Source organism: Acinetobacter sp. L-24, from assembly GCF_056857555.1.
In genome coordinates this window covers 39,955-57,351 of record NZ_JBSXNI010000044.1, presented here as the reverse complement: position 1 = coordinate 57,351, position 17,397 = coordinate 39,955, and the positions used below count along the sequence as shown (strand labels likewise).

The window sequence follows — 17,397 nt, the reverse complement described above, 5'->3', positions numbered from 1 at the left end:
GATAGTTGCTTTACCTTATGCTTTTTTTTGTTATGATGTGCGCGATCCAAGAAAGATGCGCTCATAGCTCAACTGGATAGAGTACAGGTCTCCGAAGCCTGTGGCGTGGGTTCGAGTCCCGCTGAGCGCACCATTTCTTTGTTTCATCTTATCCGATCAAATACGAAAATCATTAAAAATAAACAACTTATGTATTTCTCTTATCCGATATTGTCCGAGCATGTTTTAGGTTATTTAAGTTTTTTGCGGTAATTTTTGCGGTAATTTCAAAATTATTGCAAAGGCTTACCGTAAAAATGCCAAAAATAATTGTAAATCTGACAGATACACAGATTCGTTCAGCTGTAAATTCACATAAAAAGTTATCAACCAAGGTTCAAATTAAACTAGCCGATGGTAAAGGACTATTTTTTATCATTGATAAAAATGGTAACTCCTATTGGAGGTGGGACTATGCTCGCCCAATCACTAAAAAACGTAATAGCATTTCTTTTGGGATATACCCAGAGGTATCGTTGCTAAATGCACGAGCAAAAAGAACTGAATGTCGAGAATTACTCGCCCAAAATATAGATCCAGCGGTTGTGAAGAAAAATGAAGAAGAAGCTAAATCAGGCAAAAATACTTTCGCTTTAATCGCGGATGAATATAGAAAGACAGAGGAGTTAGAGCCTAGTACTCAACGAAGGAATCAATTTGTTTGGGGTAAGTTGTATGCTGCAATTGGGGATTATCCAATAGACAGTATTACACCATCGCAAATTTTAGAAGTTTGTCGTATTTACGAAAGACAGGGTAAGACAGATTCAGCAAAGCGCATGAGAAGCAAAGCATCTCAAGTCTTTCGTTATGCGATTGCTTTAGGGTTATGTCAATTTAATGTGGCAGACCAAATTAGTGGAATCTTAAAAGTTGGTAAAACCAAGCATAGATCTGCGATCACAGATGAGCAGAAGCTAGGACGGTTATTGAGTAACATTAATAATAGTGTTGGCCGTGGTGACATTGCGATAGATTATGCTGTAAAAATTTTACCCCATGTTTTTGTACGCCCAGGAGAATTGAGAGGAGCCAAGTGGGCAGACATTGATTTTGAAAATCGGGTTTGGAAATACACTCCTCCTAAAACGAAGAATCAGACCGCATTACAGCATATTGTTCCTCTGTCAGATCAGGTTATCACCTTGTTTAAAGAATTACACCAAATAACAGGTTATACGGAGTATTGCTTTGTATCGATGCGGGATCAGTCCAAAACGATTAGCGAATCGACGATTAACAAACGATTGAAACAATATGGTTTTGAAAATGGTGAGACGACAGGTCATGGCTTTAGAGCGACTGCGAGAACACTCTTGGATGAGGTTCTAAAATTTCCAATTGAGCGGATTGAACAGCAACTGGCTCATCAGGTTCGTGATATGCATGGAAGAGCATACAACCGTACAAAATATTTAGAAGAACGTACGGTGATGATGCAATCATGGTCTGACTATTTAGATCGGTTGATGCATAAGACTATGGATTGATTAGTAAGCTTGCACCTGTGCGACAAAAACAACATTCATGCTGCTTATAACCGAGCACAGTATTGGGATGAACGAGTAATGATTATGGAATGGTATGGGGAGAAGGTGCAGGAATGGATGAAGTAAGTCACTCAGTATATGTAAAAAAACCACGCCTGATGGCGTGGTTTTTTATACCTAACATTTCTGTATTGCTTAATTATTAGTGTATTAATAAATATATTTATTGCTTATTTGCTATGTGTGAAAAATGATTTAATTTACTTAAAATATATGTGATAAACCTGTTTTAAAGTGTTTTTATAATTTATATTATCAACAACTTAGATTATTGAAATAGTTATATTTATAGTATGAAGCTTTCAAATTACAATAAATTATTAGGTTACATGTATTCTAAATCTATGAAGGATACGTTCTCCTCTCAAGAACCCAAGGCAGGTTGTGCATATAAAGAAACAATTAATTTATTGGTAAATATTTTGCAGTGGTGTGAACAGATCGAAACGGAGTTTCGGCACTTACATTGCGGTGAGCAAACGAATCAAGTAGGCCGATATAGAAGTCAGCAGCTTCTATTGGGTATAGGAAAAGCGCTAGATCAACTTTATGTAATGCCTAACTTTGATCAGCTACAAATGGGTCTAAAAAATAAAAGACTAACTGAATTCGGTCGAATCTTTGATAGTTTTGTCCATAGGACTGCTAAATCAACAAATCTAAAACAGCAGCAACATTTCCTGAGGCAGGAACAATTCAGACAATTTTATGCAGGGAGTTGGCAGAATGATTTCTTGAAAATATGGTATGAACATTACATTGATAATTTAAGACGATATGGCATACCAGCTGAAAAATTCTCAGAAACGAAAAGTTTAATACTAAGTGATTTAGACGAGCTACTTAAGATAGGTAAAAAATTACATGTTTTAAGTACTGTAATTCGAATTGATAGCAATAATGCAGATGATGAAATTGCAAAACTTCATAGCAAGAGATATGAGCTTTTACGGCAGATCTCAGTTGAGGGGTTATTACGTAATTATTATATTTGCTTGAATGGTCACAATAATGGCTTAGACTACTTCTGTATATGGGTATTTGAAACAACATCTGATTACACGGAACATAGAACAATAAGTGAGATCAAAACACAGTGCCATGAGCTTCTAAAATCATATGACTTGAATATTGATGTCAGTATTATGAATTGGAATGATAACTTTAATTCAAGTAGTGAGGTCTTCAATAAGCAATTTAATCTATGCCTTTACGATGAAAAGAATAAAGCTATATTCATTGAGAATTGTTTAGATTTTCTTGTGAGATTGGATCAGGACTTTATGTTCAAGTCTACAAATGATGACATTATTGGGCGGGAAAATCACGAAATTAATTTTAATGAAAACGTGCATATCATTATACAAAAGTTCAAAAAGCACCCTAACCCACATCGTGTATTAGGTGATTTAACTCAATATGCTTTATTCGACTTGTGTTGGGTACAAAATCATTTAGATGCTTATAGCAAAGACTATTTGAAGAATATTATTTTGCAATATCAAGAAAATTTGTCATCTTACGCAACATTTAAGTTAACGGAAGCAGAGCTTAAGCTTCTAGAAAAAATTGAAATTTTTATGCTATCGGTCAAATATTCGCGATCCTTACAGCCTAATGAAATGCGAGCGCAGCAAATAGTTGAAAGAACGCTGTTTCAATTTGTAGATTTGCTCATGCAACATGATTCTATTATTACGCTGGGAACTCGAATTGGGGGCGTTTATCGATCAAGGCTATTGCATTATTTTTTCGGGCAGTTCAGAAAATATGACTATCAGGATTTTTTGTCATTTCCTTTTGATCATACACGAGCTAATTTTTATAAATCTAAGATTGAAGACTTTAAGTACTATGGGGGACTATTTCAATCAATATATAGTCCCATAGCTATTACGTTAGGGCAAAATAAGCACATAAATATTCCAAGGCATGAGCAACGAGTCGAGAAAATCCAAAATTATTTGAGAGGGGCTTTTAAGCGCGATTGCGTTTTAATTAGATGCTCACTTAGCTGTGAGATGAAGAACGGCTTTATGAAACAAAAAGGGCTAAGTTCTGCTTTATATCAGATGTTGCATGCGGGAAAACGGAGAGCACCATTATCTAAGCTTAGGGCGTATGTAGGGGCATGGGTTGAAAATGATACAAGCCAAGTGTCAGATAAAAGACGATTCTTTGCCGATATTGTTTTTGTATTTGATCGTGAAGTACTGAATAATTATTCTAATTTAGCGGATGTTGTTAGTGAAAGATGGCAGGAAACGCTCAAGAAGGCTAGTGAGGCATTTCAACCGCCATTAGATTTAAAGGCTTCGTGCCGAGTTAAAAAAATATTTAATTCTGTAGAAGGGTTGGCATATCAAGAGTTGCTAGTAGAATCAATTGATAAACCACTAAAAAATATTATTATCAATAACTTGGCTCCTTACATAGTATATAAGGATCTGTTAGATAATACATTTTATTCAGATACTCCTAAATGGCTTATCAGAGGTACGTTACCTCGTAAAAAAAAGCGAAAGCCTAGCACTAAATCAAATAAAGCTGATGCTTGATATTCACCGCATAACTTTTTCAAAAGTAGGCTCTATCGATTATCCTTGTTGATCAATAGAGCTTCAAATATTGTGAAAAAAAAATTGAAAATATTGGTTGAATATGTTGTTTGGCTAACAAATATTCAAATTTGTAATGGCAGGTTATTAATATTATTAAATATATATCATATAGAGATTAATACTCTTACTACTCATAAGCTTATAGCATTAAGTACAATCTAACTAAAATTTATATTTATACAGTTTACCCATGTCATATGGAGCTATTTCCATATTGAGTATTAAACATGAGTAAATCAATTAATGAGTCTAAATTAACAATCCAACTAGAAGTAACTACAAACTTATGGATTAAGGCTGAGAATGAACCATTGGATTTCTATGAAGAGTTTGCAGAGTTATTGATTCATTTTGATGATATTTACCGTTCAGGCTTTCAGTACTTTGGTTATATCAATGCATGGTGTGATTGGTTAGATGAGCATGATATTGATGATTTAGATTTTGATGAAGTCGTCGATGAGTTGAAATGTGAATCATTTGATTACTATCAAAATTACTTTAAGGGGTACCAGAGTAGACAGCTGAAAGATTTCCGTAGGCATCGTGAGAACGAAAAACGTAATCTGGAATCTTTATCGAAAAAATTAGATAGAGCTCTTAGTCGATATTCAAAGTTAGAAGTAGTGAGAGTGGATATTGCATATTTGCAAAGCTGTCACGATATCATCGATATCCAAATGTTCTATCAAGATTTAGAAGAATTGCGTAAAGCGATATCTAAGCGTAAAGATCCGTTTCATGACTTAGTCGATTCTGCATGGGCGTTAGAGCAGGGTGAAACCAAAGGTTATCATTGCCATCTGTTGTTAATCTTCAATGGGCATCAACGTCAAAAAGGATGGGCTATAGCGGATAAGGTCGGGAAGTTGTGGAAGCAGATTACTAATGATGAGGGCTGTTATTTCAACTGTCATGATCCTAAGCAAATAGCTAAGTATAGAGAGCTCGGTATTCTTGGTATTGGTAGAATACATCGGGATAATCCAGTGGAGGTTCGTAACCTTCGTAATGCAGGTGCTTATCTAGTGAACCCTGAGAAAGAAGCGCAACACTTACGTGTAAAGCTCAGTCCTAAAATGCGTACCTTTCAGTGATTTGAAAATAATCTCAGATATACATCATCTAGATGAAAACAAAGTTATTTCAACTTTCAGGGCTTGCCAATCGGTAAGCCTTTGTCATTTTTGGAGATGTATATTATGAGTTTAACTTGTCCTTACTGTTTATCTGATCAGGTCATCCAAGTTGTGAATCAACAAGTGAATGGAACTGAATCATCAGGTCTTGCAGCATCAGCATCGTTTGCCACCATTGGTGCATCCATCTCAAAGAGCTTACCTTTACCTGTATCCCCATTACTTGGTGGACTAGCAGGTGCAGTTATTGGTGGTCTATTCAGTAGTGTATTCGATGAGCCGAAAAAGCCTATCACCATGACCTACTACCACTGTAATCAATGTCAGCAGAACTTTCGTTGAATCAGCATAGGAGATCGAATCAATGGCACATCAAATTGAACAAATCGCCTATGTTGGCGAAACCCCTTGGCATGGTCTCGGTAATCAGCTAAGTCCGAATCAACCACTGGAAGTCTGGGCACAGCAAGCCGGGATGGACTGGCGGATTGAATCCTCCAATGTCAGCTACATGGCACAAAATGAACGTGGTCAGAGCATTATCATGCCATTTGAAGAACAGCGAGTGTTGTATCGTTCAGATACCCATGCACCTTTATCTGTAGTCAGTCAGCGTTATCAGGAAGTTCAACCTAAAGAGATTCTGGAGTTCTACCGGGATCTGACTGAGCAATCTGGCTTTAAGTTAGAAACCGCAGGGGTTTTGAAAGGTGGGAAGAAGTTCTGGGCTTTGGCACGTACAGGTCAAAGTTCCGCTTTAAAGTCTAAGGATGTCAGTAATGGTTATATCCTGCTGGCTACTGCGTGTGACGGCACTTTGGCAACGACAGCACAGTTCACCAGTATCCGAGTGGTCTGTAACAACACTTTGGCGATTGCATTACGTGGGCAGAGCAGTAGTGCTGGTGTAGTGAAAGTTCCACATAGCACCAAGTTTGATGCAGAGAAGGTGAAACAGCAATTGGGTATTTCAGTGCGTGCATGGGATGAGCACATGTATGAAATGAAACAGCTCACGCAGCGTAAGGTGAGTCAGCAGGAAGCTAAGGCTTACTTTGATGCTGTGTTCAACAATAGCACCATGTCAATTTCTGATCCTGAAGAGAACATCATTCAGTTCTACCGTCAGGTGGCAAGTAACCCACCACAGCAAAATAAAACTGAACCAAATGGAAGAGCTATGACCAAAGCACTCGACATGTTTAATGGTCAGGGGCGAGGGGCAGATCTTTCATCTGCTAAAGGTACGGCTTATGGCTTACTGTGTTCGATCACGGAATTCGTTGATCATGAACGTCGTGCCATGAGTACAGATCATCGTCTCGATTCAGCATGGTTTGGTGCAGGCGCAGGTCTTAAACAACGTGGATTAGAACAAGCTCTGTGCTTGATAGCCTAAGCTCATGTAATTCTAACCCCGCAAGTCTCAACAATCGCTGAATAAAGCACACATATAAAGCTATCTAGTTTCAACTCACAATCAACAATCTGAATCAGCATGCATATCGCCATACCCGACCTCGTGTCGGGTATGGCTTTTTTATGCGCTTCTTTTTTACAAAACTGAAATTTATAAGGATAGAACTATGAATCAAATTGCACCGATTTCTAATCAATCTGTACAGACAGGTGTGCAAACGGCATTAAACCCATTAGCCACAACCAAGCGAGCTAATTCTGCAAAACGCTTAGTCAGCACCAAAGATATGGCGTATCAAGATTGGCTTGAAGTTCGTAAGCAAGGTATCGGTAGCAGTGACGCAGCTACGGCATGTGGATTAAACCCATACATGTCGATGCTAGAACTGTGGCTAATCAAAACAGGTCGACAAGCTCAGTCCATTGAAGATGAAAGTACAGGGGTTGCACCACTGTATTGGGGCAAGCAACTTGAACCTTTAGTGGCTGAGTATTACAGCATGCACACCAACAATAAGGTACGTCGAGTCAATGCAGTGTTACAGCACCCTGATCCTGACAAACATTTCATGTTGGCAAACTTAGATTACTCCGTTGTCGGGAGTGATGAAGTACAGATCCTTGAATGTAAAACAGCAGGGGAGCATGGAGCAAAGCTGTGGCGTGATGGCGTACCCCTTTATGTCTTGTGTCAGGTACAGCACCAATTAGCTGTGACAGGAAAACAGGCAGCCCATGTTTGTGTTTTGCTCTGTGGGCATGAAACCAAAATCTTTAAAGTCACTCGTTCTGAATCTGTGATTCAGCACATCATTAATGCAGAACGTTACTTCTGGGAATGTGTGGAAAAGGATACACCACCATCTGTGGATGCGAGTGAATCGGCAGCCAAAGCCATTCAGCAGTTGTATCCAATGCATGTACCACTAACAGTTGAAGATCTATCACAGAATGAAACAGCCAATCTCATGTTCGATAAGCTGATCAAACTGAAAGAAGAGATTCAGCATAAGCAAGAACGCTTCGATCAACTCAAGCATCAAATCCAAATGATGATGAAGGATGCAGAGCGTGCCACGTTTAGTCGTGGTTCAGTAGTGTGGAAGAAAGCCAATGATAGTGTCAGTTTGGATACCAAAGCACTGCTTAAGCATCAGCCTGATCTTATTGATCAATACCCATTGAAAAGACAGGGCAGTCGTCGCTTCAACATCTATATCGATTAAGCCCATCTCATTCACTTCATCAAAAATGCACAAAAATCGCTCCCCGCTCTCTACATCATGTGTAGAGAGCAAATCGGTCGCGATCTTTGCAGCTAAAACTCAGCTTTTTAACATTTGGATAACTTATTTGGTCCGTGTTCTGACCTACATAGAAGCACCCAAATCTGTAAGGAATTAAATATAGGAGTATCACCATGATCAAAGGTCTAGCGATCACACCGCCTACACTTGGACGTATCAGTATTGGTCGAATCGTGGAAAAGAATGGCAAACGTCTACCTGAAAAAGATGATCAATTCACCATAACCTCGCAAATCCAAAATAAAGAAGGATGGGTCAAGCACCCATTAGATGAACAGCTTCGAGCGAATGCTCCGAATCAGAAACTCCGTTCAATCCCTGTCCGCATGATCTTTAATGATCCTGATCTGAACTTACGCGCAGAATACATCTTATTTGATCGCCAGACTGGACGTCCTGTCTGTGTGGGTGATGGTCAAACTTGTCAGCGTTTAACCAACCAAGGTGTTGAACAGCATCCATGCCCTTCTCCTGATTTATGTCCTTTAGCTCAAGGTGGACACTGCAAACCATATGGACGTTTACATGTGAACTTAGATGAGTCGGATGAATTTGGCACATTCATTTTTAGAACCACAGGCTTTAACAGCATTCGGACTTTGGCAGCTCGACTGAGTTACTACCATGCAGCATCAAATGGTTTGCTTTCATGCTTGCCACTACAACTGACATTACGAGGTAAGAGTACAACGCAGAGTTATCGTCAGCCTGTGTATTATGTGGATTTAACATTAAGAGAGGGTGTGGATTTGCAGTCTGCGATTCACACTGCACATGAGATTGATCAGCAAAGTAAGCAGGCTGGATTCAATCAAGAGGCACTCGATCAGATGGCACGACAGGGCTTTGCTAATGCGAAATTTGAAATGGATATAGAGGAAGGATTGGATGTAGTAGAGGAGTTTTATCAGACAGAGGAGCAACAGCAGTCAGTTGTTAAAAATGAGTCTTTTAATATTCAACAGGGTTTAAAAGGCTCAGTGACTGCGTTGAATTGAATCGGACAGTGTAAAACCTTACGGGATTGCCGTATCTCATGAGCGAGTTGCTCGACATCATGAGATCGGAGTAAACACCATGAGTACATTTGTAGGACAAACATTCCAAATGAACCAACTGATTAGTATCAAGCAGGTCGTAGAGTTAGTTGGCGTTGGACGTTCAACCATCTATGAAATGATGGATGAGAACTCACCCTACTACGATCCGACCTTTCCAAAGAAAGTCAAAATCACCCAAAACCGTATCGGTTGGTCAGCTTATGAGATCCATCAATGGATTGAAAGTAAGTTGGCAAGCCGTGAATAGAAAGGGAGCTTTCGCTCCCTTATTTTTCCTGTGAAACATTTTGATTAGAATATTCGATATATGCTTGTTTACAAATATCTTTAGCTATTATTCCTAAATATGTGCATAGGTCTAGATAAGTATATTTTTTAATATCTGTAGGCATCTTATCTATAGATAAATCATCATATTTACTTTGGTAAATATAATAGTGAAGTAAAAGTTTTTGAGATTCTTTTAGTTTTAGAAAAGATTCCAATACTTTGTTTTCGGTATCAGATACAGCGACTTCAATTCCCTTTATTGAAGCTAAATAGCCCACATACTCCCAATCATTCTTTAAATTTATGTCTTTGTTATTTTGACAGTAATTTGAATTTTTGAAACTTTCTATAGATATTTCGATAATTTGGTTCTTAATATCATTTTCATAATCTATGGCTATAATTTTAAAATCATTAGAAATTCTATTAAAATTTTCTTTTTGGGTGGCTGCTTCGAATTGTGAGAAATACCACTCATAAGCTTTATGGTGATTTCCAAATAATTCTAAAAATAAAATAAATTCTGGAGTAAGAAGATAAATATTTTTTTCTATTTCATAATAATCATTGGAAAGTGATAAGTCAGATGTATTATTTATTAAAGTAATAATATTGATAATATGATTTATATTGGTTTGTAGAAGTATTTTAAGAGTTCTATATTTTTCATCAGAATCTAAATTTATATCTTTAATAATATTTAAGTTATATGTTTCTAATTCTAAAGGGTGCTCATATTCAATAATGTCTTTATGTATGCAATCTCTCAATATATATATTGTTTCTGTATTGATATTAAATTTCACACTTATAAGAGATGGATCTAAGAAAACTCCAAAAGCACGTCTGAACGCGAGTGTTAGATCAGTAGTATCCATTAACTCAGGAGAAATGTTCATGCAATCATAAATTTTTCGGCAGCTTGCTGTATTACGAGCTAATCGAAGCTCATTTTTGATGCGTCCTAAGTCTTCAGTTATCCAATCAAAATCTGCCATATGAGAACCTGTTCTTTATTAAAGTAGAATTAAATTTTACGCAAAGCAGTCTGAGCGCATGAGTAGATTCATTAGACCAAATTTCGCGACATAATTTGGCGTATAAGCCTAAAGAAGCCAATATACACACTGCCCAACTATTTGAAAATAGTGTTAAATTGGCGACATATATAATGATAGTTTTAGGTCTAAACATGGATCATTCAGTTCACAATAAATTGGTTTCTTTCATTTGGTCTATTGCGGATGATTGTCTACGCGATGTGTATGTACGTGGTAAGTACCGTGACATCATTTTACCGATGGTCGTGTTACGTCGTTTAGATACTTTATTAGAACCAACCAAAGCTGCAATTTTAGCTGAAGTTCAGGATCAACAAGCTGAACCTGATTTCGTTGAATTAGATGATTTACCACTCCGTCATATTTCAGGCTATGTCTTTTATAACAGCTCACAATGGACGCTCAAAAGCTTATTTGAAACAGCGACTAATAATCAGCAAATTCTATTGGCAAACTTTGAAGACTACTTACGTGGCTTCAGCGATAACGTTAAAGAAATTATCGATTGCTTTAACTTATTTGCTCAAATCCGCCACATGGCAAGCAAAGATGTATTGTTGGATGTATTGGAAAAATTTGTATCTCCATACATCAACCTCAGCCCATTTGAAACGCAAGATCCAAATGGCTATAAGCTCGGGGGGTTGTCTAACCTCGGTATGGGATATGTATTTGAGGAACTCATTCGTAAATTTAACGAAGAAAATAATGAAGAGGCAGGTGAGCACTTTACCCCACGTGAAGTGATTGACCTGATGACGCATTTGGTCTTTGACCCAATCAAAGACCGTATTCCGTATGCCTTGTCTGTCTATGATCCTGCCTGTGGTAGTGGAGGTATGCTCACTGAAGCACAAAACTTTATTGAAGAGCGTTATAGCGATGAAGATCGTGACATCTTCCTTTACGGAAAAGAGATTAACGACGAAACCTATGCCATCTGTAAATCTGACATGATGATTAAGGGCAATAACCCTGAAAACATACGTGTGGGTTCGACCTTGGCAAGTGATGAGTTTGCCTCAAAACGTTTTGACTTTATGTTGTCAAATCCTCCGTATGGTAAAAGCTGGGCATCAGATCAAAAATACATTGTCGATGATAAAAAAGTCATCGACCCACGTTTTAGAGTCGAGCTTAAAAACTATTGGGGTGAACTGAAAGAAGAAGATGCAACGCCACGTTCGAGCGATGGTCAGCTTTTATTCCTCATGGAAATGGTCAGTAAGATGAGCTCGCCTGAGCAAAATGGTATTGGTAGCCGTATTGCTTCTGTCCATAATGGTTCAAGTTTATTTACAGGTGATGCAGGTGGCGGCGAATCCAACATTCGTCGTTATATCATCGAAAATGATTTGCTGAATGCCATCATTCAATTGCCAAACAACTTGTTCTATAACACGGGTATTACCACTTATATTTGGTTGTTATCCAATAACAAGCCTGAGTCACGTAAAGGCAAAGTACAACTGATTGATGCAAGTTTGCTTTACCGTAAGTTACGTAAAAACTTAGGACAAAAGAACTGTGAGTTTGCACCTGAGCATCTTGAGGAAATTTTAAATGTGTACCTCAATGGGCAAGATGTTGAGCGTGGTTTAGATGCCAATAATGATCCAATTGGATTAGCCTCTAAGGTCTTTAATAATAGTGATTTTGGCTATTATAAAGTCAATATCGAACGTCCTGATCGTCGTAAAGCGCAGTTTAGTTTGGAGCGTTTACAGCCATTACGTTTTGATAAATCCTTGCTTGAGCCAATGGAATATATGTTTGCTGACTATGGCGATGCGCTGTACCAAGCAGGCAAGCTCAAAGAAGTGGAAAAAGACGTTTTAGATTGGTGTGAGAAGCAAGAGATCAGCTTAAATACCAAAGCAAAAGCCAAGCTGTTTGATATTAAGCATTGGACATCACTCAAGACGTTGTTTGAATCTGCTCAAGCAATTATGGCGCAAGTGGGTGAAGCGGAATCAAGTGACTTTAATGTGTTTAAAGACAACGTAGATAAAGCAATTAAATCCCTTGATTTAAAACTATCTGCATCTGAAAAGAACAGCATTTTAAATGCCGTGAGCTGGTATGACGAAACCGCTGAGAAAGTGCTGAAGAAAGTCGTGAAGTTGAATGGCGATAAGTTGGCTGAGCTACTTGAGCATTTAGGCTGTGAAGAATCTGATTTAGCTGACTTTGGTTATTTTGCAACAGGCAAAAAAGGTGAGTACATCACTTATGAAAGCAATGCAGATATCCGTGACAGCGAATCAGTGCCGTTAAATCAGCGTATTCACCAATATTTCTTAGATGAAGTAAAACCGCATGTGGATGAAGCATGGATTAATTTGGATTCGGTGAAAATTGGTTATGAGATCAGTTTTAATAAGTATTTCTACCAACATAAGCCGTTGCGTTCGCTTGAAGCTGTGGCTAAGAATATTTTAAGTCTTGAGAAACAAGCCGATGGTTTGATTGCACAGATTTTGGGTCTTTAAGGGGAAGCAGAATGTTTAATAAATATGATGCTTATAAAGATTCAGGTGTGGAAGCTTTAGGCGAGATACCTAATGATTGGGAAGTTTTAAGATTTCGAGATATTTGTGACTTTGGAAAAGGCTTAAACATTACTAAAGAAAACTTAGAAGATGTCGGAATTCCCTGTGTAAATTATGGTGAAGTCCATTCTAAATATGGTTTTGAGGTCAATCCTGAAGCTCACCAATTAAAATGTGTATCGGAAAGTTACTTGAAAAGTTCACCAAAATCTTTACTTAAATATGGTGACTTTGTATTTGCTGATACATCAGAAGATATTGATGGATCGGGAAATTTTACTTACTTGAATAGCCATCAGATGACCTTTGCTGGTTATCATACAGTCATTGTTCGACCTAAAAATAATATTAATGTTAGATTTTTGGCTTATGTGTTTGATTCATTAAGTTTTCGAAATCAAATTCGTAAAGCTGTTAAAGGTGTAAAAGTTTATAGCATTACTAAGTCGATTCTTAAAGACACGACTATTTGGTTACCTGATGTTGATTGTCAGCATGAAATATCACAATTTTTAGATACAAAGGTTGGTGAGCTGAACCAAGCTATTGCCATTAAAGAACAGCAAATTGCTTTACTGAATGAACGTAAGCAAATTGTGATTCAAAAAGCAGTGACGCAAGGTTTAAATCCAAATGTACCAACGATGGATTCGGGTGTGAAGTGGATTGGGCAGATTCCTGAGCATTGGGAAGTTGTCCGAGCTAAATTTTTATTTGATGAAGTTGATGAACGTTCATCTGAAGGGCAAGAAGAATTATTATCTGTTTCACATATGACAGGTGTAACGCCACGCTCTGAAAAAATTGTTTCTATGTTTATGGCTGAAGATTATTCAGGCTCTAAATTATGTAAAAAGAATGACTTAGTTATGAACATTATGTGGGCATGGATGGGGGCATTGGGGGTTTCTGCTTATGAAGGAATAGTGAGTCCGTCTTATGGTGTTTATAGACAGAAGAAACCTAATATCTTTAATGCTCAATATTTAGAGTATCTATTGAAAACCACTAAATATATTGAACATTACAATCGTGTATCCACTGGCTTACATTCGTCACGACTCCGATTTTATGGGCATATGTTCTTCAATATGAAAATTGGTTTTCCATCATTTGAAGAGCAGAATGAAATTATTGAAGCGATTAATGAGCAATCTATAAAAATTGATTTAGCTCTTAACAATCTAACAGCACAAATTGAAAAGCTTAAAGAATATAAAACCACACTCATTAATGATGCTGTTACAGGCAAAATTAAAGTGGCATAAATCTTCATATAGCTTTTAAAAAATTATAAACCGCCAATGCAGAGCGTAGAGGAATACTTGTGAACAAAAATTTAAACGAACTGGCTTTAGAAAAAAATATCGAACGTGCATTGGTCGGTATCTGTAAAGAAGACCTTGCTCAAGGCATCGCTCAAGCCCATACGGGTTTGGGCTATGTCATCGGGCATGTGTCCGACTTTAATGAAGACTATGCCATTGATGAAAAACTGTTTTTTCAATTTTTAGAAAGCACTCAAAAAGATAGCTTAGATGCCTACAAAGCCTATAATAAAAACGACTGGAAACAAAAAATTCTAGGACGTTTTGACAAGCTCATTAAAAAACATGGCATTGCCTATATGCTCAAAAAAGGCATGGCACTTGATGAGCAACATTTTCATTTTATGTACCCATGCCCATTGGCAAGCAGTAGCCAATCGGTTAAACAAAATTTTGCGTCTAATATTTTTAGCGTGACACGACAAGTGCAGTATTCACTCAAAAACCGTCGTGAAGAAATTGATATGGTCATCTTCCTTAATGGTTTGCCATTGGTGACGATGGAACTTAAAAATGCATGGACAAATCAAACAGCACGTTATCACGGTCAAAAACAATATCGTGAAGATCGTGACCCAACACAGCCATTGCTTACGCCTGCACGTTGCTTGGTGCATTTTGCTGTCGATACCGATGAAGTCTATATGACCACCAAATTAGAAGGTAAAAAGACCTACTTCTTACCATTTAACAAAGGTACAGCATCAGGTGGGCAAGGTAATCCTGTTAATCCAAACGGATATAAAACGGCATACTTGTGGGAAGAAATCTTTGCCAAAGAAAGCTTGGTTAATATTGTTCAACACTTTGTCCGTTTAGACGGTAAAGATTCAGATCAACTCAGCAAACGCACCTTGTTTTTCCCACGTTATCATCAACTTGATGTGGTGCGTAAAATCATTCGTGATGTGTCACAACACGGTGTGGGCAAACCGTATCTGATTCAGCACTCGGCAGGTTCGGGTAAATCGAACTCGATTACTTGGGCAGCCTTTCAATTGATTGAAGCATACCCAGACAATGCACTAGCAGCAGGCAAACGAGCATTGCATCAGCCTTTGTTTGATTCGGTAATTGTGGTGACAGACCGTAAAATCTTAGATAAACAACTGCGCGATAATATTAAAGATTTTTCGGAAATCAAAAACATTATTGCCCCTGCAATGAACAGTGCAGAGCTAAAAAGTGCTTTAGAAACGGGTAAAAAAATTATTATCACCACTATTCAAAAGTTCCGTATCATTTGGGATAGCGTGACTGATCTAAGTGATAAAAATTTTGCCATTATTATTGATGAAGCACATAGCTCACAGTCAGGTGAAGCGCATAACAGCATGAATCGAGCAATGGGCAATGAAGCCTTAAAAAATGCTGATGATGTTCAGGACATGCTTGTGGCAATGATGACCACACGTAAAAAGCGTGAAAATGTATCGTACTTTGCTTTTACTGCAACGCCTAAAAACACCACATTAGAAAAGTTTGGTCAACTAGATGTTGCGACAGGCAAATATGTACCATTTCATCTATACAGTATGAAACAAGCCATTGAAGAAGGCTTTATTTTAGATGTGTTGGCAAACTATACGACATATAAGAGCTTTTATGAGATTCAAAAGTCGATTGAAGACAATCCAATGTTTGAATCGAAAAAAGCACAACGTATTTTAAGAGCCTATGTGGAAGCGTCGCAACAATCGATTGATGCGAAAGCCAGTATTATGCTGGAGCATTTCATTGATAATGTAGTCAATAAGAAAAAACTCAAAGGCGTAGCAAAGGGCATGGTCGTGACTCAAAGCATTGAAGCTGCGATCCGCTATTACTTGTCACTTAAAAAATTGCTAGAGCAAAAAAATAAACCATTTAACATCATGATTGCATTTTCAGGTGAGAAAGAAGTTGATGGTAAAACCTATACTGAAGAATCGTTGAATGGCTTTAATGACACAAAAACAAAAGAAAAGTTTGATCTAGATGAAAACCGCATTTTGGTTGTAGCAAACAAATATCTGACTGGTTTTGATCAGCCTAAACTGACCACGATGTATATTGATAAAAAGCTCACAAGCGTACTATGTGTACAGGCTTTGTCACGTTTAAACCGTGCTGCGCCTAAATACAACAAACGCACAGAAGACTTGTTTATCTTAGATTTTTACAATGATGTTGATGATATTAAAAAAGCCTTTGATGATTTTTACACCTCGACTTCATTGTCTGAAGCAACAAATGTCAATGTACTGAATGACATTAAAACAGCATTAGATGACAAAGGCATTTACGAATTACATGAAGTGGTGAAGTTTAATGAACTGTTCTTTAGTAATGCGTCAGGCAGTGATCTAAGCCCAATCATTGATACAGTGGCAACACGTTTCGATGAAGAGAGAAAAGACTCTTGGGAACATGAGCAACGGGTTGATTTTAAAGTTAAGGCAAAACAGTTCGTTAAGATTTATGCTCAAGTCTCTTCCATCTCACGGTTTAATAACAAGGAGTGGGAGCAATTGTATTGGTTCTTAAAATTCCTTATTCCGAAACTGAATGTACAAGATGGACGCTTAAATGGTATTGATGACCTGTTGGAATCAGTCGATTTAAGTACTTATGCCTTGAAGCGTGAGCATATCAACAAGACCATTACGCTTGATGCCGAAGAAACGGTTTTAGATCCACAAAATCCAAACCCTCGTAATCCAAGCGAAGAAAATGATGATGAAACTTTAGATTCGATCGTTGCCAAGTTTAATGAAAAGTGGTTTCAGGATTGGAGTGCGACACCACAAGATCAACGGGTGATAATCATTGATTTGGTGAAACGTATTCAGCAGCATCAAAACTTTATGAAGAAGTATAAGCAGACGCAAGACCCACAGAACAGAGCATTGGTATTTAAAAAGATGCTCGATGAAATTATGGTAGTACAGCGTAAGAATATGGTGGACTTGTATAACCTTTACCGTAAAGATTCAGCATTCCAAGATACGTTTAGTCAGACCTTGGAAAACTTGATCGAGATGGAAGAGGTTTAGTTTTACTTACAGAAG

The 17,397-nt window shown here is 37.7% G+C and carries 12 protein-coding genes and 1 tRNA gene; 12 read left to right on the top strand and 1 reads right to left on the bottom strand.

The genetic code is table 11. The annotated features are described in order from the left end of the window. The first annotated feature begins 57 nt into the window (after nucleotides 1-57). From AC13CK_RS11810 to AC13CK_RS11770, 9 genes are all read left to right on the top strand, one after another. Nucleotides 58-133, top strand: a tRNA-Arg gene (locus tag AC13CK_RS11810). Nucleotides 134-296: 163 nt separating this feature from the next. Then, nucleotides 297-1,529 carry a tyrosine-type recombinase/integrase gene (locus AC13CK_RS11805; RefSeq protein WP_034675482.1) on the top strand — a complete coding sequence of 411 codons (1,233 nt, stop codon included), beginning with the start codon at nucleotides 297-299 and terminating at the stop codon, nucleotides 1,527-1,529. Between the two features lie 389 nt (nucleotides 1,530-1,918). Beyond that, a complete protein-coding gene (locus AC13CK_RS11800; protein WP_311203950.1) occupies nucleotides 1,919-4,147 on the top strand; it encodes a hypothetical protein in 2,229 nt (742 codons plus the stop codon). Nucleotides 4,148-4,437: 290 nt separating this feature from the next. After that, nucleotides 4,438-5,307, top strand: coding sequence for a YagK/YfjJ domain-containing protein (locus AC13CK_RS11795; protein WP_311203949.1), 870 nt, complete (start codon nucleotides 4,438-4,440; stop codon nucleotides 5,305-5,307). Between the two features lie 105 nt (nucleotides 5,308-5,412). Continuing rightward, entirely contained in the window at nucleotides 5,413-5,691 is a 279-nt protein-coding gene (locus tag AC13CK_RS11790; protein WP_180072471.1) for a hypothetical protein, read from the top strand. 22 nt (nucleotides 5,692-5,713) lie between these two features. After that, nucleotides 5,714-6,748, top strand: a complete 1,035-nt coding sequence (locus AC13CK_RS11785) for a DUF932 domain-containing protein (RefSeq protein WP_311203948.1) — start codon at nucleotides 5,714-5,716, stop codon at nucleotides 6,746-6,748. Nucleotides 6,749-6,935: 187 nt separating this feature from the next. Beyond that, entirely contained in the window at nucleotides 6,936-7,994 is a 1,059-nt protein-coding gene (locus tag AC13CK_RS11780) for a YqaJ viral recombinase family nuclease (protein ID WP_311203947.1), read from the top strand. A gap of 194 nt (nucleotides 7,995-8,188) precedes the next feature. Beyond that, nucleotides 8,189-9,073: a recombination directionality factor gene (locus AC13CK_RS11775; protein ID WP_071321307.1), complete on the top strand. Its 885-nt coding sequence runs from the start codon at nucleotides 8,189-8,191 to the stop codon at nucleotides 9,071-9,073. Nucleotides 9,074-9,152: 79 nt separating this feature from the next. Next, nucleotides 9,153-9,383, top strand: a complete 231-nt coding sequence (locus tag AC13CK_RS11770) for a helix-turn-helix transcriptional regulator (protein WP_071321306.1) — start codon at nucleotides 9,153-9,155, stop codon at nucleotides 9,381-9,383. Nucleotides 9,384-9,402: 19 nt separating this feature from the next. Here AC13CK_RS11770 and AC13CK_RS11765 read toward each other — a convergent pair whose 3' ends face one another. Then, complete coding sequence (locus tag AC13CK_RS11765; RefSeq protein WP_071321305.1) at nucleotides 9,403-10,404, bottom strand: hypothetical protein; 1,002 nt, start codon at nucleotides 10,402-10,404, stop codon at nucleotides 9,403-9,405. 194 nt (nucleotides 10,405-10,598) lie between these two features. Here AC13CK_RS11765 and AC13CK_RS11760 point away from each other — a divergent pair, with 194 nt between their 5' ends. The 3 genes from AC13CK_RS11760 to AC13CK_RS11750 are packed head-to-tail and all read left to right on the top strand — an operon-like array spanning nucleotide 10,599 to nucleotide 17,382. Next, nucleotides 10,599-12,959 (top strand): type I restriction-modification system subunit M, encoded by a 2,361-nt coding sequence (locus tag AC13CK_RS11760; protein WP_311203946.1) that lies wholly within the window; start codon nucleotides 10,599-10,601, stop codon nucleotides 12,957-12,959. 11 nt (nucleotides 12,960-12,970) lie between these two features. Next, nucleotides 12,971-14,287, top strand: coding sequence for a restriction endonuclease subunit S (locus tag AC13CK_RS11755; protein WP_311203945.1), 1,317 nt, complete (start codon nucleotides 12,971-12,973; stop codon nucleotides 14,285-14,287). A 59-nt stretch (nucleotides 14,288-14,346) separates the two neighbouring features. Beyond that, entirely contained in the window at nucleotides 14,347-17,382 is a 3,036-nt protein-coding gene (locus AC13CK_RS11750) for a type I restriction endonuclease subunit R (protein ID WP_311203944.1), read from the top strand. The last annotated feature ends 15 nt before the right edge of the window (nucleotides 17,383-17,397 follow it).

Bases quoted from the DNA above. Each gene is read 5' to 3' on its own strand.
- AC13CK_RS11805 (WP_034675482.1), top strand. From the start codon at position 297: ATGCCAAAAATAATTGTAAATCTGACAGATACACAGATTCGTTCAGCT.
- AC13CK_RS11800 (WP_311203950.1), top strand. From the start codon at position 1,919: ATGTATTCTAAATCTATGAAGGATACGTTCTCCTCTCAAGAACCCAAG.
- AC13CK_RS11795 (WP_311203949.1), top strand. From the start codon at position 4,438: ATGAGTAAATCAATTAATGAGTCTAAATTAACAATCCAACTAGAAGTA.
- AC13CK_RS11790 (WP_180072471.1), top strand. From the start codon at position 5,413: ATGAGTTTAACTTGTCCTTACTGTTTATCTGATCAGGTCATCCAAGTT.
- AC13CK_RS11785 (WP_311203948.1), top strand. From the start codon at position 5,714: ATGGCACATCAAATTGAACAAATCGCCTATGTTGGCGAAACCCCTTGG.
- AC13CK_RS11780 (WP_311203947.1), top strand. From the start codon at position 6,936: ATGAATCAAATTGCACCGATTTCTAATCAATCTGTACAGACAGGTGTG.
- AC13CK_RS11775 (WP_071321307.1), top strand. From the start codon at position 8,189: ATGATCAAAGGTCTAGCGATCACACCGCCTACACTTGGACGTATCAGT.
- AC13CK_RS11770 (WP_071321306.1), top strand. From the start codon at position 9,153: ATGAGTACATTTGTAGGACAAACATTCCAAATGAACCAACTGATTAGT.
- AC13CK_RS11765 (WP_071321305.1), bottom strand. From the start codon at position 10,404: ATGGCAGATTTTGATTGGATAACTGAAGACTTAGGACGCATCAAAAAT.
- AC13CK_RS11760 (WP_311203946.1), top strand. From the start codon at position 10,599: ATGGATCATTCAGTTCACAATAAATTGGTTTCTTTCATTTGGTCTATT.
- AC13CK_RS11755 (WP_311203945.1), top strand. From the start codon at position 12,971: ATGTTTAATAAATATGATGCTTATAAAGATTCAGGTGTGGAAGCTTTA.